Annotated in this window: 15 protein-coding genes and 1 pseudogene; 11 read left to right on the top strand and 5 right to left on the bottom strand. The window is 61.8% G+C overall.

Translation table 11 applies throughout. The annotated features are described in order from the left end of the window. Positions 1-12: 12 nt before the first annotated feature. From LC531_RS06005 to LC531_RS05980, 6 genes and pseudogenes are all read left to right on the top strand, one after another. Positions 13-831, top strand: a complete 819-nt coding sequence (locus LC531_RS06005) for a hypothetical protein (RefSeq protein WP_223649407.1) — start codon at positions 13-15, stop codon at positions 829-831. Further along, on the top strand, positions 828-1,577 hold the full coding sequence (locus LC531_RS06000) for a hypothetical protein (RefSeq protein ID WP_223649406.1): 750 nt from the start codon (positions 828-830) through the stop codon (positions 1,575-1,577). Before LC531_RS06005 ends, LC531_RS06000 begins: the two co-directional genes overlap by 4 nt. Positions 1,578-1,875: 298 nt before the next feature. Continuing rightward, on the top strand, positions 1,876-2,370 hold the full coding sequence (locus LC531_RS05995) for a hypothetical protein (RefSeq protein ID WP_223649405.1): 495 nt from the start codon (positions 1,876-1,878) through the stop codon (positions 2,368-2,370). Positions 2,371-2,635: 265 nt separating this feature from the next. After that, positions 2,636-2,995: pseudogene (locus LC531_RS22990) on the top strand (hypothetical protein); the annotation flags it as partial. Between the two features lie 34 nt (positions 2,996-3,029). Continuing rightward, a complete protein-coding gene (locus tag LC531_RS05985; RefSeq protein ID WP_223649404.1) occupies positions 3,030-3,887 on the top strand; it encodes an RCC1 domain-containing protein in 858 nt (285 codons plus the stop codon). Positions 3,888-4,141: 254 nt separating this feature from the next. Next, complete coding sequence (locus LC531_RS05980; RefSeq protein ID WP_223649403.1) at positions 4,142-4,864, top strand: porin family protein; 723 nt, start codon at positions 4,142-4,144, stop codon at positions 4,862-4,864. Positions 4,865-5,218: 354 nt separating this feature from the next. Here LC531_RS05980 and LC531_RS05975 read toward each other — a convergent pair whose 3' ends face one another. From LC531_RS05975 to LC531_RS05965, 3 genes are all read right to left on the bottom strand, one after another. After that, positions 5,219-8,035, bottom strand: a complete 2,817-nt coding sequence (locus tag LC531_RS05975) for an alpha/beta hydrolase family protein (protein ID WP_223649402.1) — start codon at positions 8,033-8,035, stop codon at positions 5,219-5,221. Between the two features lie 90 nt (positions 8,036-8,125). Next, positions 8,126-8,644 carry a DUF4112 domain-containing protein gene (locus LC531_RS05970; RefSeq protein WP_223649401.1) on the bottom strand — a complete coding sequence of 173 codons (519 nt, stop codon included), beginning with the start codon at positions 8,642-8,644 and terminating at the stop codon, positions 8,126-8,128. Between the two features lie 107 nt (positions 8,645-8,751). Next, complete coding sequence (locus LC531_RS05965) at positions 8,752-11,025, bottom strand: heavy metal translocating P-type ATPase (RefSeq protein ID WP_223649400.1); 2,274 nt, start codon at positions 11,023-11,025, stop codon at positions 8,752-8,754. 257 nt (positions 11,026-11,282) lie between these two features. Here LC531_RS05965 and LC531_RS05960 point away from each other — a divergent pair, with 257 nt between their 5' ends. Further along, positions 11,283-11,489 (top strand): heavy-metal-associated domain-containing protein, encoded by a 207-nt coding sequence (locus LC531_RS05960; RefSeq protein WP_223649399.1) that lies wholly within the window; start codon positions 11,283-11,285, stop codon positions 11,487-11,489. A gap of 82 nt (positions 11,490-11,571) precedes the next feature. Here LC531_RS05960 and LC531_RS05955 read toward each other — a convergent pair whose 3' ends face one another. After that, on the bottom strand, positions 11,572-12,033 hold the full coding sequence (locus LC531_RS05955) for a hypothetical protein (RefSeq protein WP_223649398.1): 462 nt from the start codon (positions 12,031-12,033) through the stop codon (positions 11,572-11,574). An 802-nt stretch (positions 12,034-12,835) separates the two neighbouring features. On the opposite strand from LC531_RS05955, the gene LC531_RS05950 reads away from it, so the two are divergent. After that, on the top strand, positions 12,836-13,195 hold the full coding sequence (locus LC531_RS05950; RefSeq protein WP_223649397.1) for an Imm51 family immunity protein: 360 nt from the start codon (positions 12,836-12,838) through the stop codon (positions 13,193-13,195). 620 nt (positions 13,196-13,815) lie between these two features. After that, a complete protein-coding gene (locus LC531_RS05945; RefSeq protein ID WP_223649396.1) occupies positions 13,816-15,024 on the top strand; it encodes a glycoside hydrolase family 27 protein in 1,209 nt (402 codons plus the stop codon). A 171-nt stretch (positions 15,025-15,195) separates the two neighbouring features. Here LC531_RS05945 and LC531_RS05940 read toward each other — a convergent pair whose 3' ends face one another. Further along, complete coding sequence (locus tag LC531_RS05940; protein ID WP_223649395.1) at positions 15,196-16,335, bottom strand: major royal jelly family protein; 1,140 nt, start codon at positions 16,333-16,335, stop codon at positions 15,196-15,198. 164 nt (positions 16,336-16,499) lie between these two features. Here LC531_RS05940 and LC531_RS05935 point away from each other — a divergent pair, with 164 nt between their 5' ends. Then, positions 16,500-17,921, top strand: coding sequence for a glycoside hydrolase family 125 protein (locus LC531_RS05935; RefSeq protein ID WP_223649394.1), 1,422 nt, complete (start codon positions 16,500-16,502; stop codon positions 17,919-17,921). Between the two features lie 437 nt (positions 17,922-18,358). Further along, complete coding sequence (locus LC531_RS05930; protein ID WP_223649393.1) at positions 18,359-18,568, top strand: helix-turn-helix domain-containing protein; 210 nt, start codon at positions 18,359-18,361, stop codon at positions 18,566-18,568. Positions 18,569-18,723 lie beyond the last annotated feature (155 nt).

Below are 18,723 nucleotides of genomic sequence, written 5' to 3'. Positions count from 1 at the left end.
AACCTTCTGCCCATGCCTCGTTTCCAACCAGATGTCCGTCAGATGGCGTTAGGGCTGCTGTTCGGCGCGACCGCCTGCCGCCCCGATACTCCCGCTACCCAGCAAGCTCCGGTGGCGGCGGCCCCGGTGACTCCGGCCAAAACTGCTCCGGCTACCTCGCCGAGCCTCGCCCCTACCGCGCTCCCTGATACTCTGCACCTGCCTGGCGGCCCGGTGCTGCGGCTGGTGCCCGGCACGGCCGCCGCGTTCGGCCAGGCGGCGGCCGACAGCCTGCCCGACCTCGATGCCGAATCGGGCGACCAGCACCTGGCCGCTACTCAGGGCCGCGTGCGCCGCCAGGGCCTGGCCCTGTTGCTAGCCCCCGCGCAGGGGCCGGCGGTACGGCTGATTTCCACGCCCCCGCCGGACTTTAAAAACGACTCGGCCTCGGTGCGCTACGTGTACCGGGGCAGCCTGCCCGCCGCCCACCAGTGGGTGGTGCAGGCCTGGTTCTGGGAATCGGACGTGACGGTGCTCGTTGACCAGCGCACGGGCCGCCAACTACTCGTGTACGGCTGGCCTGCCGCCTCGCCCGATGGCCGCTACGTGCTGGTTGCCAGCCCCGGCCTGGGCGGCGGCGACCAGGTAAACAGCCTGAGCCTGGTCGGGATTACCGCCGATGGTCCGCGCCTGCTCTGGCAGCGCTCCCCCAAAACCTGGGCCCCGGAGCGGGCCCGCTGGGCCGGGGCCGGCCGGGCGCTGCTTAAAATCGAGCGCGCCGATGCCAGCGGCCAGCTTCCGGCCCCGCCCCGGCCCTCCTACCTACTCTTTTCCTTGCCGGCCACCCCATGAAGTATTCCCGCCACTTGGCCGGGGGGCTGAGCGCCTGCCTGGCCCTGCTGGCCGCCTGCCAGCCGCCCGCGAAAGAAGCTCCGCTGCCCACGGCCCCACTGCTCGAAACCCTGCCCGCCAACTACCGGCCCCTCGACCGGCAAGACACGCTGACCAGCGACTACACGCCCGATTCGGGGCGCGCCGCAGGTTCGGTACGCCTCAGCGCGGCCCCGCGGCACCGGGTGCTGGTGCGGGCACAGTTCGTGGCGGCTTCGGCCATGCGGCGGGCGGGGCGCGACACGCTCACCTTCCGGCACACCTACAGCCCACTCTATGCGGACGACCACACGGGCTACGCCTGGCAATTCAGCTACTTGTGCGACCGCAGCTACGACCTGCCGGAAGATGCCGACGGGCTGCCGCTGCGCCTGCGCCGCCGCCTTACCACCCGCCTGGCCCTGGTCGAGTACCGCCGCCATCCCGAAAACGGGGCCGTGTACCGGGGCGACGAATACCTGCGGGACTACCCGTTTTACCCGGTGGCGCAGGCCATCGTTAGCGACTCGGTGCTGTACGTGCGGGCCTACGCCGTGCGGCCCGACGCGCCCCGGCCCGATACACTCGTCACGTATTTTCGCCACGGCCCCCACCAAAAGCGCGTTTCCTACGCCGCCGACCAGCTCGATACGACGCGGCAGGCCACCATCCGGTTCAGCTTTCGGCCGCTGCCAGCGGGCCGTAGGGTAGACAGACCCGCGCGGTGAACGCCACCGAATGCGCGTCGTGGTAGTGCAGCATCCGGCACAGGGTCCCGAGCACGCGGTGCCCCGGCAGCATCAGCCCCAGCAAGTAGTACCTGGCCGCGGCCGCACCGAAGCTCGTGAGCCAGAAAAAACGGCTCGCTTAAGCCTCCAGGGGCCCGGCTGATAAGGGGCGAAAGTACGTAACTACAATACCAGCCAGGGCGTTAGCAAGCTTGGCTTTTGCCCGCGCACAGCGGCCCGCTACCCCGCGCACCCGCCGGCCCTTAAGAGGGGAATGAATATACTTATTCCTAATTATATGATTACTTTTTCTCTCCCCACTGCCCTCCTGACCGTTGGTATCCTGGCCGCCCCTCCCGCCTACCGCACTTACCACAATGAGCGGTTCGGCTACCGCATCGACTACCCCACTACCCTCACGCCCCAGCCCGAAGCCGGCAATGGCGACGGTCGCCGCTTCGTATCGGCCGATGGCCATACCGTGCTCACGGTTTATGCGGCCTTCAACGTGTACGAGGCCAGCGACGGCGACGCGCTGACCCAGGACTGGCAGCTGGCCCAAAACACCTGGCAGCAGCGAGGGGCCACATTCAGCTTATCGCGCAAGCTGCCCACCGGCTACGTCCTGTCGGGGCAGGTTCACGGGCACATTTTTTACGAAAAAGCCGTGTTGCGGGCCAATACCTTCACCACTTTCTCCTGGGAATACCCGTCGGCCCGCAAAGCTGTGATGGACGCGGTTATTCAGCACACCCTCTGCACGTTGCAGCCCAGCGTAGCGGGTAGCAATTAGCGTCCGTTTGCCCTTGCAGCACATTAAGACAAGATATTACGGGCCAATACGACCGAATGAAGTTGCTACCCGGTGCTGCGCCGCCGCTCACAGCCGCGGGCCAAAACCTACGGCGTTTTCTAAGTCAGGGTACCCTTCGGGAATCAATTAAAAATGACGGATTAAAAATCTGACTGCCGAATTTTTAATTCCGCACGCTAACTTCAGAATTGCTTTAGTAAATGGTCAGAGCCTTGCGTAAACCAGTTTTCAGTCCATTTAAAGTATGAGCACTTTCTTATCGGCGCTTGCGGCCGGGCACTGGCGCTGGTGGGCTTTAGCAGGATTGAGCGCAGTATTAGCCAACTGCAACCTATCCGCCGAGCGCGCGCCCGGCGGCGCGGGCACGCGGAACGGGCCGGGCACCTTCGCCGCTGGGGGGCAGCATTCGGTGCGCATCGCGGCCAACGGCGGCCTCTGGGTGGCCGGCGACAACAGCGCCGGGCAGCTGGGCCTCGATTCGAGCATCTTGCAACGGCCTACCTGGGGCCGGGTGGGGCGCGATACGGGGTGGGTGCAGGTGGCAGCCGGCGGCCTGCACACCCTGGCCCTGCGCGCCGACGGGCGCTTGTTTGCCTGGGGCGACAATTTATACGGGCTCATGGGGGCCCGGGGCCCCCATGAGCCCGATAAGCCAGCGGGGCCACCCCCGGCTGGTGCTGGTGCCCGGCCACTACGCGCAGCTGGCGGCCGGCTACCAGTTCAGCCTGGCGCTCACCGCCGGCGGGCAGCTCTACGCCTGGGGCGAGGACCGGAGCGGCCAGCTGGGCCCCGGCCGCCAGCCTACCCGCCCCCTGGAGCCCGACCCCCACTCGCCCGATGCCACGCTGGTGCGGGTGCCCGGCCAGTGGGCGCAGGTAGCAGCCGGCAGCAGCCACGTGCTGGCCCTTACCCCTGATGGCCACCTCTTTGCCTGGGGCTCGAACCTGCGCGGCGAGCTGGGCCCCAACGCCCCGGTTGACGACGCGCCCCACCCCCGGCCCGTGCCCGTACCGGGGCGCTACCGCCAGGTGGCCGCCGGCATCAACTTTAGCCTGGCCCTCACGCCCGAGGGCCAACTCTACGCCTGGGGCGACAACCTCTACGGCCAACTGGCGACGCCGGCCAACAGCTGGCAAGCCACCCACCAGCAAAAGCCCCCGGCCATGCCCACCCCCCGGCTAATACCCGGCCGCTGGGCCAGCGTAGCCGCCGGCGCAGCTTTCGTGCTGGCCCTGCGGGCCGACGGGCAGCTCTGGGCCTGGGGCGGCAATGCCAAGGGCCAGCTGGGCCGCTCCCCCAACGCGGACAGCCCCGTGCCCGCGCCGCTGCCCGGCCGCTACGTGCGGATGAGCGCGAGCGGCGAGAACTGCCTGGCGCTGGGCCCCGACGGGCAGCTCTACGCCTGGGGCGACAACGGCACGGGCCAGCTCGGCAACGGCACCAAGCAGAGCTATTTCAACGACGAGCCCCACCCGGTGCCCACCGCCACGCCCTAGGTGTGAGAGGCGCGCCGCCACGTTGAACCAACTGGCTTAGCTGCTGGACGCGGGACACCTAAAGTAGGTAGTGACGAACTTATATGAGGGACTAAGAAACGACTTTCTGATGCTTATCACTTGCTAACATGGGCCGGAAAGCGGTTCTCTAAGTGAGGTAGCCTGGCGTTATTAGAAGAGGAGCTTACCTCAAATTGGCAAACCCGCGATTAAAGTGTTTATATTGTTGAACATACCAGCTACTTCGTCTGCTTATGCGCGCTCATCCTACTACTTTTTCTGCATTCATCCTGTTGGCCACTACGCTACTCACCGCTTCTGCTGTTCAGGCACAGGCGACGTTTAGTCTGGGGCCTTGCGTAGGCTTTACTATGTCCACTTTCCACTATAGTAGTAGTTATTTTGACTATGCTACCGACGCGCGCAGTGGCTACCGCCCCGGCTACGCGGCAGGCTTACAGGCTAGTTTGGGGGTAGGGCACTGGGTAGTTCAACCCGCCGTACTTTATGCGCAAATGGGCCATCGGCTGAACGGCGTAGATAGCTACTGGTCACCTCCTCAGCCAATCAGCCAAGAGGTAAGGGCCAACTACTTAGTTATTCCGCTCACCGTGGCCCGGACTCAACATCCCACGGGACAAGGGCTGCAGGTTTTCGCGGGGCCGTACCTGGGTATCCTCTTAGGCGGTCACGCGCAAGTAGAGAACCGTTATGGATTAACAACGGGCAACGTGGCTAATGCTCATCAAGACCACAACGACGGCAATTTCTATTCCCAGCGCTTTGACGGGGGCTTGCAGGCAGGCCTTGGTTATCGCCACCAGCAATGGCTAATCCGCGCCACCTATTGCCTGGGCCTGCATAGTATGGACGTCAGCTACGACCCTTCCCGAGGCGCTTCCCCCTATTACCAGACGTACTATTATAATCGGGCCTTTCAACTTTCGCTGGCTTACTTGGTCAGCTGCAAACAGTAGAACAACTCCCGTTGACTTAGCTTGCCTACCCGATAAAGCGGTCCACCGATGCCGCACAGGGTGAAAATGCGGATTAAAAGCGCGGTTTGAAGCGCGATTGGAATGGAGGTGGTCTGGCGAGAACGGGCAGAACAGGGACTTAATCAGGTGCCGAAAGGCGCACATTCCAGAATCACCCGTTGCACCGCCTGAAAGTAGCCTGAAGTCCGGTCCAAAAAGTGGGTTCAGTAGGTGTCGGAGCCAAGCCATATTTTCTGCGCCCCCTGTTGCCTCATCGGATTTACCCTCCAAAAACAGACGGTTTTGACGCTACTTTTTTACGCCCTACCCCCACCCACCGGGGCAACGCCGCCCTTACTGGCTACCAGACATTTCCAGGCCCCAGCTCCTACCCTTCTCCACGGCGGGCACGCCCTTCTCCAGCCACACCGGGGCGGGCGCGCCCTTGAGGTAGTGGTCGAAGAATTGCAGCTCGCGGATGGAAATATCCTTGCGGTTTTCGCGCTTCACCAGGTTGTGGGCCTCGCCGTTGTATTGCAGCAGCCACACCGGCTTGCCCAGGCGGCGCAGGTCCGTAAACATCTCGATGCCCTGGTACCAGGGCACGGCCCCGTCGGCATCGTTGGCCATGATGACGACCGGCGTTTGCACCTGGGGTAGGAAGAAGAGCGGCGAGTTGCGGATGTAGACCTCCGGTTTTTCCCAGAGCGTGCCGCCGATGCGGCTCTGGGTGCGCTCGTACTGAAACTGCCGGCTCATGCCCGATTCCCAGCGGATGCCGCCGTAGGCCGAGGTCATGTTCACGACCGGCGCGCCGGCCCAGGCGGCGGCGTACCTGTTCGTCTGGGTGATGAGGAAGGCCACCTGGTAGCCGCCCCAGCTCTGGCCTTGCAGACCAATATGCGCACCATCGACCCAGGCGTTTTTCTTCAAACTCTCCACGCCCGAGTTCACAAATTCTACGGCCGAGGGGCCGGGCTCGCCGATAGTGTAGCTGATATCGGGCGTAAAAACCAGGTAGCCGTTGCTGGCAAACAGCGCGATGTCGAGCCGCGAGGGGGTAGGCGCGGGCGCATGGTACTGGTAGAGGCCACTCGACAGCTTTTCGTAGAAATACACCACCATCGGATACTTTTTGGCGGGGTCAAAATTCTCGGGCTTATACAAAATGCCCGTGGCGGCGTGGCCCTTCGGCGTGGTCCAGTGCACCAGCCCGGCCGTGAGCCAGTTGTAGCCGGCCTGCTGCGGGTTGAGGTGGCTGAACTGGGTTTCATGGGTCAGGTCGCGGCTCAGGTAGAGGTCGGCCGGGTGGCTCACGTTGGCCTTGGTGTAGAGAAACACCGGCGCGTGCTTGGCCTGCATCAGCGGCGAGTAGCTAAACGGGGCCAGCACGACCCGCTGCGGCGCGGCGGCGCTGGCCAGCTTCTTCTTATAATAGCCCCATTCCTTGGTGGTTTCGTTCTGCGTCAGCAGCCACAGCTCGTCTTTCGCGCCGATAAACTTCTGCTTTTCCACCGGCAGGGAGTAGCGGAAAATCAGCTTATTACGCCTTCCTACCCCCTGCGTGAAGTTGAGGGCCGCGCCGGTCTGGGGGTTCACTTGCCAGATATCGTAGCGGTCCAGCAGCAGCACGGCTGCGTCGTCCTGGGCCCAGGCGGCCACGCCGTAGGGCTGCGGGTCGTCGGGCGAGTCGTTCTCCTCGTCGGCAAAGGCTACCCCCGTTTGCTTGGTGAGGTTGGTGGTTTGGCGGGTGGCGGCGGCAAACGAGAACCAGTTTTTCGCCACGTAGTCGTACCACACCACGTAGCGGCCCAGCGGCGAGAGTTGAAACTGCCCCTTACTGGCCTGCGGGTTGATGGCGATGCGCTCGCCGGTGCGGGTCGAAACCAGGTACGCCTGCTTGCGAGTGCCGCCCTCCCACTGCATGGCTACGCGCTTGGCCGTGTCGGTGAGGGCCAGCACGTACTCGGCATCGTTTTTCTCGGCCACCAGCGCGTCGCGCAGGTACTCGTCTTCCAGCTGCACAAACTTATTATGCTGCTTTGGATAAATGACAGCCAGGTAGTTACGCTGCAAATCCTTCTTCAACGTTTTCAGCTGCATGGGCTGCAGGTAGTCGTCCTTGTAGTTCCAGATGTCGAGCTTGGCGTGCTCAAAGTCCACCAGCGTCGTGTCCTGCGGCAGCGGGTCGGGTGCGGTGCCGAAAAACAGCTTCTCCCCATTATCACTGAAAAACACCTTGCCAAAGCCGCTCGGCGACCAGCCTTTGGGCAGCGCGCCGGCGCTCGGAGCCAGCGCCACGCGGGCACTATCGGCCCCAAAATCAGCGTAATACAAGCTAAAGGGTTTGACCAGCGCCTTTTCGGGCTGTTTCTCGGCGGTGAAGGCCAGCTGCTGGCCCGCATCGTCGAAAGCCAGGTTTTTGTACACGCCCCTACCCCCGCTCAACTGGCGTAAGCTGTTGGCTGCCACCTCATACACAAACAAACCCGACACCGTCTTACTCCCCTTGGCAGCCGCCACGGCGAAAGCCACCTTATTGCCCCGCTTGCTTACCTGGTAATCGGTCACGGCCTCGAACGTGCGCACGCGGCCCGTGGGCAGGTCAATTACCGTAAGCCGTGCGCCTTCCTTGTTGGTTTCGAGCAGCTTAGTGGTAATTTTCTTCACCGAATCCACGGGCGCTTTTTTAAGCGAGTCCTTCACCAGCGGCTTCACGCCCAAAAAAGCCAGTACCGGCGCTTCCTCGGCCAGCTGAAACGACTTCACATCGGCGTACTTGCTGAGCTGGCCGCTGGTTAGGGTATAGATACCCAGCGAGTCTTTGGGCATCTGGTCAGGCTTTTTCTTCTTGATGCGGGCCTGGCGCACGTCCTGGTAGCGCGGCTTGATGTAGAAGACTGCGAACCGCGAATCGGCCGAAAACTGCGCCGAGTCGCCGCGGCTTATCAGCCGCAGCGGGTGGTTGGCGGCCGTGGCCAGGTGCAGCATGCCGTCGCCCTGCTGGGGCTTCACCTGAAATAAAACATACTTGCCATTAGGGCTGATGCGCTGATTGGCAACGCTTTGCCAGGCGTCATACACTGTGTGGTCGAGCGGCTTTTTGGGGGCTTGCTGCGCCAGCAGGGGTAGGGCCGCCAGGCAGGCCAGCAGGGTCAGGTACTTGGGCATAAATTCTGGAAAGCAGTTGGGCAATCGGCGCGGGCGGCGCGGCCCGCGCCAAAGGCACAAGTTATCGGCTCCGGGCTGCTTGCCGCGCCCCTACGCCGCGCTCGTCATGGGGTGAGCTGCGAAATATATCCACGCCCAGTGCAGCAGCGCCACGCTACCCCACACTACCAGCCCCAGTGCGCCCAGCAACACCAGCACGATAACCACCACCAGGCCCCGGCCGCTACCCTTGTAGCGGCCCTCGGCGTAGTGGCGGCGCAGCAGGGCCACGTTGCGCTCGTTGCTTTTGAAGGTGAAGTCGAAGATATTACCCAGGATGGGAACGGCCCCTACTACGCTGTCAATCAGAATATTGAGGGCCATACGCACGGCCACCGCGCCGCTGGCTCCGTGGCGCATCATGGTCAGCAGCAGGGCCACCGACACGAGCGTGGTGGACAAGTCACCTACGATGGGCACCAGGCCCAGCACCGGGTCGAGGCCGAAGCGAAACCGGGTGCCCGGCAATCGAAACTGGCTATCCATCAGGCGTGCTACGTGCTCGACCCAGCGCAAGCGCTCATCAACAGCGAGGGGGGTAGGCACGGGCGGGCGAACGGGTTGCGGCATGGCGGAAAGATAAGACGGCGCTTAAATAGAATCGTCCGTCCTTGCGAGCATGTTGCGCATCAAGCAAGGGCAGACGATTTTGGCTTAACCAAAAGCAGCCCCGGCAGCTACGGCCGGAATCGGCGCAGGCGCAACGAGTTAGTCAGCACTGACACCGAACTGAGGGCCATTGCGCCGGCGGCCAGCATGGGCGAAAGCAACCAGCCGAAGACGGGGTAGAGCAGCCCGGCGGCCAGCGGAATGCCCAGCGCGTTGTACACGAAGGCAAAAAATAGATTTTGCCGGATGGTGCGCATGGTTTGGCGCGAAAGGTCGAGGGCCGTGACGACGCCCTGCAGGTCGGCGTGCAGCAGGGTGATAGCGGCGGCTTCCATTGCCACATCGGTGCCGCCGCCCATTGCCAGGCCCACATCGGCCTGGGCCAGGGCGGGCGCGTCGTTAATACCGTCGCCCACCATTGCCACGGTGCGGCCTTCGGCCTGTAACTCCTTAACCTTGGCAGCTTTATCGCCGGGTAGCACCTCGGCAAAGTAGCGTGTGATGCCCACCTCGGCGGCCACCTGGGCGGCGGCCTGGGGGTTGTCGCCGGTCAGCATTACCACGGTCAGGCCTCGCTTTTGCAGCTGCGCAATAGCCGCCACCGAGGTGGCGCGTAGCGTATCGGCTACGCCGAGCAGGCCCGCCGCCTGGCCATCTACGGCCACGTAGAGCACAGTTTTGGCCTGGGCTAATAGCTGGTCGGCCTTAGCGGCCAGGGCGGGGGGCAGGGCCACGCCGGCCTCGGCCAGCAGCCGGCGGTTGCCGATGAGCACTTGCTGGCCGGCCACGGTGGCCGCCGCGCCCTGGCCCTGCACGGCCCGAAAATCGGCAGCTTCTTGCTGGCTAGTGCCTTGCGCGGCGGCGTACTGCACTACGGCCGCCGCCAGCGGGTGCTCGCTGCGGCGCTCCACGGCGGCGGCCAGGGCCAGCAGCGGCCCGGCGGACCGGCCGGCGACGGGTAGGAAGTCCGTCACGGCCGGCTCGCCCTTCGTGATAGTACCGGTTTTATCGAGCAGCACGGTATCGACTTTATACGCTTTTTCGAGGGCCTCCGCATTGCGAATCAGCACTCCGTATTCGGCCCCCTTGCCGGTGCCCACCATAATGGCCGTGGGCGTGGCCAGGCCCAGCGCGCAGGGGCAGGCCACGATGAGCACGGCCACGAACGTGGTGAGCGCCAGCGGCCAGCGCGTGGCGGCCGGGGCCAGCCCGAGCCACAGCCCGAAGGTGAGCAGCGCGATAATGACCACGGTAGGCACGAATACGGCGCTCACGCGGTCGGCCAGCCGCTGAATGGGCGCGCGGCTGCCCTGGGCATCTTCCACCAGCTGCACAATCTGGGCCAGTAGGGTATCGGCCCCGATTTTAGTGACCGCGAAGCTGAAAGAACCGGTTTTGTTGAGCGTGGCTCCGAACACGGAGTCGCCGGCTTGCTTCTCCACGGGTAGGCTCTCGCCGGTAAGCATGGCCTCATCCACGGCCGAGCGGCCTTCCTGAATGATACCGTCGGTGGCGATTTTCTCGCCGGGCCGTACCCGCACTACGTCACCGACCCGCACTTGCTCCAGCGGAATATCCACTTCCTGGCCATTGGGGCGCAGCACGCGGGCCGTTTTGGCGCGCAGGCCCAGCAGGGCCCGGATAGCGGCCGAAGTCCGGCTTTTGGCCCGCGCTTCCAGCACCTTACCCAGCAAAATGAGGGCAATGATGGTAGCCGTGGTGTCGTAATACACGTCGGGCCGCAGCCCGTGCCGCGCAAAAAAACCGGGCAATAGAGTAGCCGCCAGGCTATAAGTGAACGCCGCGCCCGTGCCCACCGCAATAAGCGTATCCATGTTGGCGGAGCGGTGACGCAGGCCGTTCCAGGCCGACACGTAGAACTCGCGCCCACTGAATACCAGCACGGGCAGGGTTAGCAGTAGCAGCAAATAATTGAGCCACTGGCTATTCACGCGCTGCATCAGGGCCGGCCAGAGCATGAGCATACTCAGGGGCATGATGACAGCCGCCAGCCCGGCCGCCACCCAAAAGCGGCGCTTGAGCTGGGCGTAGGCGGCGGCTTTCTGCTGGTCGATTTCGGCTTGGCGGTCGGCGGCGCTAGTAGCGGGGGCGCGCTCGGCCACGGCGTAGCCGGCGCGCTCCACGGCTGCCTTGAGGGTGGCGGGGCTGGCGGGACCGGCCTCATACTGCACAGTGGCCTGCTCGGTGGCAAAATTGACCAGGGCGCTGCGCACGCCCGGCGCGCGGCTCAGGGATTTTTCGACCGCCGCCGCGCAAGCGGCGCAGTTCATGCCCTCAATATCAAGGGTCGCGGTTTCGGTAGTAGTATCAGAGGTGGGCATAATACCCATAAAATTACCGCTGCCACCCCGCTAGGCTGGTACGTAATCCGGCTCCTAACTTACAGGATTTGTCGGGCCTGACCATCGGTCTATACTAGTAGCCGGCAGGTTTCTGGCTGACAAACAGTGTCTTATTCTAAATAAAGCCAGCGGCCGCCAACTAGCACCTACTAGCCCGAACTGGCACGGTTTGCTAGCTTTAGCGGTTGTAAACGCAGGGCCGCCACAGTAGGTCGCCCTACCCCTACCCTTTTGCCATGCCAACCCTGACTTTCAAAACCAATATCAACTGCGGCGGCTGCCTCAAGGCCGTTACGCCCACCCTCAACGGCGAGCCGGCTATCCAGCACTGGCAGGTAGACACCGCTAACCCCGATAAGACCCTGACCGTGAGCACCGACCTCAGTGCCGAGGCGGTGCGCGCCCTGGTCGCCCACGCGGGCTTCGAGGCGCAGCCAGCCTAGCCCCGCCTTTCTAAAGGAGTTGTTTGGGGAAAACGCCGGCGCGTGCCGGCGTTTTTTTTCGTGCCGGCGGCCGCGCCAAATCTTACGAAAATTTGCCGGCGCGCTCATAGTCCGGCCCTACCCCCTCCGCGTGCATGCGCGCTTGCCAGGCGGTAAGCCAGGCGTTGGCTGCGCCCTCGTCGAGAAAGCGGGCAAAGCGCACCTCCGCGTCGGGCACAGCGGCCGCCGCGCGGGGGCACAGGCTGCGCAAATACTCGGGCAGCACCAGAAAACACACGCCCAGCGGCCCGCCCAGCTCGCGCTGTACCTGGGGCAGGAAGTGCTCGGTAACCCAGGTGGGGCCGTTGAGGCTGCGGTTGGTGCGCCGGCGCGAATCGATGAGCCAGCAGCCACACTCATAGTACAGGGCCGCCCGGCGCAGCAGGTCGTAGCCCTGGTGCAGCTCGGCCTCCGTCACGGAGTGCAGCCAGCGGCCAGCGAGCTGGCCCAGGTCGGCGCGGTAAGTGATTTGCAGAAAGGTGGTGGAGTAGGGGTCGGGAGACATAGGCGACAGCAGATAAGGACAGCTAGAACTACGCAACTAAAATAGTCGTCGGTTTTAGCACATTTACTATAAATTTGACCTATTTTGGGTTAGTAAATGAGCCGATTTATCCCATTTTAATAAGCTCTGAATGGGTTTTTTACGCAATGTGATTTTTAACCAGATATAGTACAAAAATTGGATGAATGGGGATTAATAAAGCGTAGAATTCCCACCCTAATTAGCTCGAATAATTGCACTTTACCGATTAGCGGCTGGCACGGCTCCTTCTATTTTCTACCAGCCGGGCTGGTAGACAGCCCCGTAGCCAGCCCGGCTGGCGGCCCTACCCCCCGAAATCCTGAGCACCTGCCGGCAGCCCACAGCACGCGTGGGTAGAGTAATGCGGCCGCGCACGTTGGTAAGAAGTTTGCATCTACTACCCGCAGTGCCAGGCTACTAAGTAAGTTACCAGGCTTTCTTGCTTCTGTGCTTTTTGCGCATCATCCACCCTTTTTTTCTGCCTTCGTGAACACTTTTTCTGGTAAACTCCTCGCCCGCCGCCGGGGGTTTCATTTGTTGGAACGGCTATTTTTAAGCGAAGCGCGTAAAAATTTTAGCTCCTTTTTTTCGCCCCCAAGCCCAGCCACTTTGCGTTGACAGTATGCGTTGGCAGCCCGCGGGCGTTAGGCGGGCTACGAAGCCGCTAATTTCTTATTCTTTTCAACGCCTTTTAGTTCGCGACGGGTTGGGGAGCGCCCTACCCTTTATTTAAGCTTCGACCATTCATTTTCTATTCACCTATTTTCTTATTCTACCCTTCATGACCTCTACTTTCCCTTTTAAGATAGCTGCCGCCAGTGTCCCGGCCGACTCAGCCCGCCAGTTCGTAATAGTAGCCGAGGTAGGCGAGCTGGACGATTATTTTCAGCTCTTTGAAGACTTTGGCTACGGGGGCGATGGCCTCTCGTGGCGCGAGCACATTGAAACCATTATCGAAGAGTACGAGCCCGAACTGCTCGACCACCTGGAGTTTGAGGAGGTCGGCGAAACCTTCCTGGCCTACGCCGATGGCCCCGACGCGGTGCGGCAGTTTATGCATTATGTGCTGCCCTATTTCGGCGATTTAGGTAAGCTCAAGAAGTACCTCAGCCAGGCCGACCCCAGCGATTTCTTCGCGTAGGTTGTTGGGTGCTACTTGGTATGAACGCACCTGATTTTTAACTAGCAATCAATCAGCAGTGATTGATAGGGTAGAGGCGTAGCTCATTGTCGCCACCAGGTTATTACGCCAGGCGCAGTGGTCCGGGCCGCAACGGCGGCCCGGACCACTGCGCCTGGCGTGTTAGTAGCATCTATCTTAATTACTGCCGTTGCGCAGTGCCTGCCCAGCGGCAGCTAATTATCAGTCAGCAACTGGCTACTACCGGGCTAGTCTAATCAGCAGCGCGGTGAGTCGGCGCAGCCACCCCGGCAGCTTACTGCGCCCGAAGTTGAGCGCATGCTTGGCTTCGGGCGCAACTGCCGGCGCCAGGGCCTTGGAAGGCGTATGGGCCCGCCCAGGCGGCGGGGCTCCGCCGGGCGTAACCGGAACGGAGAGGGGTAGGCCGCCGGGCCGGGCGCTGGTGGGCCGTATTTTCAGGAAAATTCAGCTTGGGGCACGCCGGCAAGGGCGCTGGCAGGGTGCTGGTTCGTGCGCCTGGCCCGCTAACCACCGCTGACGGCGCGGCCGGGCCGAACCCACGGCCTTTTTTAATAGGCTTTATGCAGCAAAAAATGATGTTAAATTTCCCTTCCCTATCCTTGAAAACCGGCCTGGCCGGCCTTGGCCTGCTGATGAGCGTGGCCAGCGCGCAGGCCCAAAAATTCACCCGGCTCGCCCAAACGCCCCCGATGGGCTGGAATAGCTGGAATAAGTTTGCCTGCGACGTGGATGAGCAGAAAATCCGTCAGGTGGCCGACGTGATGGCCACCAACGGCATGAAGGCCGCCGGCTACGAGTACATCGTGATTGATGACTGCTGGCACGGCAAGCGCGACACGTTGGGCTTCATTCAGCCTGATAAACAGCGCTTTCCATCGGGTATGAAGGCGCTCGTGGACTACGTGCACAGCAAGGGACTCAAGTTTGGCATTTACTCTGACGCAGGCAATACTACCTGCGGCGGCCGCCCCGGCAGCCGCGGCCACGAGTACCAGGACGCCACCACCTACGCGCAGTGGGGCGTCGATTATCTGAAGTACGATTGGTGCGCCACCGACGGCCTCAAGGCCGAGGGAGCCTACTCCACCATGCGCGACGCGCTGGGCCACGCCGGGCACCCGGTGGTATTCAGCCTGTGCGAGTGGGGCACCGCCAAGCCCTGGCTATGGGCCAGCAACGTGGGCCACCTCTGGCGCACCACCGGCGACATTTATAACTGCTGGGACTGCGTGCACGACAACGGGGGCGACTCAAAATCATTTGGGGTGCTGCGCATTATCGATATGCAGGAGGGCTTGCGCCAGTACGCCGGCCCCGGCCACTGGAACGACCCCGACATGATGGAGGTCGGCAACGGCAAGCTCACGCCCAGCGAGGAGCGCGCGCATTTTGCCATGTGGTGCATGCTGGCCGCCCCGCTCATTGCCGGCAACGACTTGCGCCAAATGAACCCCCAGACGTTGAGCGTATTGACTAATAAGGCTGTTATTGCCGTGGACCAGGACCCGCTCGGTGTGCAGGGCTTTCGCCTGGCCACCAAAGACAGCGTGGACACCTGGGTAAAGCCCCTGGCCGAAGGCGACTGGGCACTCTGCTTTTTGAACCGGGGTAGGAAACCCCAGCCCATCACGTTTGACTGGAAAACCCAGCCCATTCACGACGACATGGCCAAGCGCGACCTCGCCGCCGACGGCACCCGCTATAAAATCCGCAACCTGTGGACCGGCCGCGAGGCGGGCACCACCGCCAAGCCCTTCCGGGCCGAAGTGCCGGGGCACGATGTGGTTATGATAAGGCTGAGTAAGTAAGTCGTTAAGGGCTGACCAGCCTGTAAAGAACGTCATGCAGACCGAAGGAAAGCATCTCGCTCGCGCCGTTGGGATTACTGTCCAACGATTCGAGCGAGATGCTTCCCTTCGGTCTGCATGGTGTTCTTTTTGCTTTACTTAATAAATATGTTTGTTAGTGAGGCTCTTACCTCAATCTCGGAATGGCTGAGCGCCGATGGGCATTTTGGATAGATGCACGGGAAAGGCAACCGTCTCTACCCCCTTCTGGAAGCCGGCCGTGCGGTTCATCTGCGGTACCGGAATCCAGAGGTTGCCGGCGTGGTCAATCCACAGGGCATCGGCCCAGACGAGGCGCGGGTCCTGCACCAGCACACTGCTCTTAGCATCGGGCGTCACTTTGAGGATGCGCTTTTCGTTGGCATCGGCTACATAGATATTGCCGGCCGCGTCAATGGTGGTGCCGCCGCAAGTGGGCGAGTTGAAGAAGTATGTTACCTGCTTGGCCAGGTCGGCCGAGCTGATTTTGGGGTCGTCCAGGTACTTGGTTTCGACGCGGTACATGGGGCCGGCGGCGGTCTGAAAATAGTAATATTTACCATCGGGCGACACCTCCATTTGGTCGGCGTGCAGGGCAACGTCGCTGCCGTCGGGTTTTACCATCTTTTTGCCCTCGCCATACATAGGGCGGCGGGCGGTAGTAGTCGTGTCGCCGTCGAGCAGGCGGCGCCCTACCCCCGTTTTTTGGTTGAGAAGAATGAGGCCCGGCGCGCCGGCATCAGTCACGTAAATCATGTCGCCGTGGAAGCGCAGGTCATCTACGAAGCTCTTGCGCTTCACGTACTTATCGAGCGGAATAGACTTCACCAGCTGGTTTTTAGCAATGTCGAAGGCCAGCAGCTTGGGGCCATCGGTGATGGGCGGGGCGTCACTCTTGGGCGTGCCGGTGTCCACAATCCAAAGCAGGCCATCGGGGCCGAAACGCAGGGAGTTGGTGCGCACGAACGCCTGTTTGGCGGGGTCGCCCTCCTTGGTCCAGGCATTCCAGGCGCGGGAGGGGTAGGGCGTCACCTTCCCATTTTTCAGCTCGCCGATGCGGGTGCCAGGGTGGCCTTCATTGTGCGGAAACAGCACGAATATCCGGTCGTTATCGCTGACGGCCACGCCGTTCCAGATGGTATCAGACGTGGCCACCGACACCAGCTTTTTGGCGCTTTCGGAAGTGGAGACGGGCGGCGGGGTGGCCACGCTGGTCGATTTTTCGGTGCCGGTACCGCCGGTGCAGGCGGCCAGCAGCCCGGCAATGGGCAGCAGGGCAAGAAGGGTACGCATGATGAAAGTGGAAAAGGAAGAAGAGGTAGAAAACGCCTTGCTTTACTTTCCAGACGCCTAAAAAGTTAGCTGTCCTTCTCAAATTCCGCCATTTTGCTCCTCAATGCAGGGAGCAGTGGTGCCAGTAGGCGCATCTTTGCCCACATTTTCTTGCTACGCTGCGTATGAATCGTCGCCTGTTTGTGCGGGATGCGGGCCTGCTGACTGCCGGCTCTTTCTTCGCCCTACCCCCCTTGCTGGCGGCCACGGTGCCGGCTTTCCCGGTGGTGCGGCCGGCGGCGGGCCAGCGCCGCTTCCGCAGCCGGGCGGTCGAAAACGCCATTACCGAGTTTCAGCGGACGGTGAAAGACCCGGAGCTGGGCTGGCTCTTCGGCAACTGCTTTCCGAATACCCTGGACACCACCGTGACGCCCGGCACCCGCGCCGGCCGGCCCGATACCTACGTCATCACCGGCGACATCGACGCCATGTGGCTGCGCGATTCATCGGCCCAGGTGTGGCCCTATTTACAGTTTGTGGCCCAGGACGCGGCGCTGCGCCAGCTGGTGGCGGGCGTGATTAACCGCCAGGCCCAGTGCATCTTAAAAGACCCCTACGCCAACGCGTTTTACAATGACCCCGCCAAAGTGGGCGAGTGGAAATCGGACCACACCGCCATGCAGCCCGGCGTGCATGAGCGCAAGTGGGAGGTCGATTCGCTGTGCTACCCCATCCGGCTGGCGTATCACTACTGGAAAACGACCGGCGACACCCAGCCCTTCGACGCCGACTGGCGCCGGGCTATTACGCTGATTGTAAAAACGTTCCGCGAGCAGCAGCGCAAAACTAGTCCCGGTCCCTACCACTTCCAGCGCGAAACGCTGACTTCGGCCGACACCCAGCCGCTGGCCGGCTACGGCTACCCGGTGCGGCCCTGCGGCCTACTTGCCTCGGCCTTCCGGCCCAGCGACGACGCCACGCTGCTACCCTTTTTGGTGCCCAGCAACTTCTTCGCCGTGGCCAGCCTGCGCCAGGCCGCGCTCATGCTCAATGATATCTACCACGACGCGGCCGACTACAAAGAGTTGATGGCCTTCGCCGATGAAATCGCGGTGGCCCTGCGCCAGCACGCGCTCGTTACGCATCCCGATTTCGGGCAAGTGTATGCCTATGAGGTAGATGGCTTCGGCGGGCATATCCTGATGGACGATGCCAACGTACCCAGCCTGCTGGCCCTGCCCTACCTCGGGGCCATCCCCCTCAACGAGCCCATTTACCAAAACACGCGCCGGCTGGTGCTCTCGGCCGCTAACCCGTTCTTTTTCAAAGGCTCGGCGGCCGAAGGCATCGGCGGGCCGCACGTGGGCCTGAACATGATTTGGCCCATTGCCCTCACCATGCGCGGCCTCACCAGTACCAACGACGCGGAGATAAAGGCCTGCATTCAAGCCTTGAAAACCACCCACGCCGGCACTGGCTACATGCACGAGTCCTTTAATAAAGATGACCCCGCCAAGTTCACCCGCGCCTGGTTTGCCTGGGCCAACACGCTGTTTGGCGAGTTTTTATGGAAGACGTACCGGGAGCGGCCGGCGCTGCTGGGGTAGGGCAGCGTAGAGTAAGCTTTAGCTCGCCGAATTAAAGGGTATTCTTGCAAAAGCATCTGAACGTAGCTTATCAACAAGTATAAGACAAACCATAATATCAGCACAATGGCTAACCAGATTAATCCCTTTCGACGCTGCCCCATCAATAGCGCCTGAATTCCTGCTATCCATAAGTAGAAGGCCGGAATTCCAACTAAAAACAGTAAGCCCCCAAAAGCAAGTGCCAGAAGCGCCTGATTACGAACGACGCCTGGTTTAGTCAGAAGAAAGGCCATGCTTAACACGAGGAGCCACACTTAACCCATGCCGACAAGTGACCTTTTACGGTATCTTGTAATGCGCATCGTGAGCGCGAGTAGGCCGTTGCGTAACCAAGCAAACATGTACAAAACTAGAGTCGATTTTAGTGAACGCTTCTTAGTTGGTGGCTCTACCCTATGAATTCCATCAAACCAATTCGCTCCGAAGCCGATTACCAGGCAACACTTACCCGCCTGAAAACTATTCTGCAAGCCCAACCTGGCGACCCTGAATTTGATGAGTTGGAAATCCTGGCTATTCTCCTTGAAGCCTACGAAGCCCGGCACTACCCCATAGCCGACCCCGACCCTATTGAGTATATCAAGTATAAGATGGAGGAGCAATGACTATTGCAACGTGATGTTGCACAGTGGTTTGGCGGCGAGAACCGAGTGAGCGAGGTGCTGAATCGCAAGCGCAAGCTCACGGCTAAGATGATGAAGGCACTGCACGATAACCTGGGGCTATCAGCGGAAGTATTGTTGGCTGCAGCTTAACTCAG

The sequence above is a fragment of the Hymenobacter psoromatis genome (genome assembly GCF_020012125.1).
GTDB classification, from domain to species: Bacteria; Bacteroidota; Bacteroidia; order Cytophagales; family Hymenobacteraceae; genus Hymenobacter; species Hymenobacter psoromatis.
The sequence above is the reverse complement of the archived record's forward strand: the minus strand, read 5'-3'. Positions and strand labels throughout refer to the sequence as shown.

Bases quoted from the DNA above. Each gene is read 5' to 3' on its own strand.
- LC531_RS06005 (WP_223649407.1), top strand. From the start codon at position 13: ATGCCTCGTTTCCAACCAGATGTCCGTCAGATGGCGTTAGGGCTGCTG.
- LC531_RS06000 (WP_223649406.1), top strand. From the start codon at position 828: ATGAAGTATTCCCGCCACTTGGCCGGGGGGCTGAGCGCCTGCCTGGCC.
- LC531_RS05995 (WP_223649405.1), top strand. From the start codon at position 1,876: ATGATTACTTTTTCTCTCCCCACTGCCCTCCTGACCGTTGGTATCCTG.
- LC531_RS05985 (WP_223649404.1), top strand. From the start codon at position 3,030: ATGAGCCCGATAAGCCAGCGGGGCCACCCCCGGCTGGTGCTGGTGCCC.
- LC531_RS05980 (WP_223649403.1), top strand. From the start codon at position 4,142: ATGCGCGCTCATCCTACTACTTTTTCTGCATTCATCCTGTTGGCCACT.
- LC531_RS05975 (WP_223649402.1), bottom strand. From the start codon at position 8,035: ATGCCCAAGTACCTGACCCTGCTGGCCTGCCTGGCGGCCCTACCCCTG.
- LC531_RS05970 (WP_223649401.1), bottom strand. From the start codon at position 8,644: ATGCCGCAACCCGTTCGCCCGCCCGTGCCTACCCCCCTCGCTGTTGAT.
- LC531_RS05965 (WP_223649400.1), bottom strand. From the start codon at position 11,025: ATGCCCACCTCTGATACTACTACCGAAACCGCGACCCTTGATATTGAG.
- LC531_RS05960 (WP_223649399.1), top strand. From the start codon at position 11,283: ATGCCAACCCTGACTTTCAAAACCAATATCAACTGCGGCGGCTGCCTC.
- LC531_RS05955 (WP_223649398.1), bottom strand. From the start codon at position 12,033: ATGTCTCCCGACCCCTACTCCACCACCTTTCTGCAAATCACTTACCGC.
- LC531_RS05950 (WP_223649397.1), top strand. From the start codon at position 12,836: ATGACCTCTACTTTCCCTTTTAAGATAGCTGCCGCCAGTGTCCCGGCC.
- LC531_RS05940 (WP_223649395.1), bottom strand. From the start codon at position 16,335: ATGCGTACCCTTCTTGCCCTGCTGCCCATTGCCGGGCTGCTGGCCGCC.
- LC531_RS05935 (WP_223649394.1), top strand. From the start codon at position 16,500: ATGAATCGTCGCCTGTTTGTGCGGGATGCGGGCCTGCTGACTGCCGGC.
- LC531_RS05930 (WP_223649393.1), top strand. From the start codon at position 18,359: ATGAATTCCATCAAACCAATTCGCTCCGAAGCCGATTACCAGGCAACA.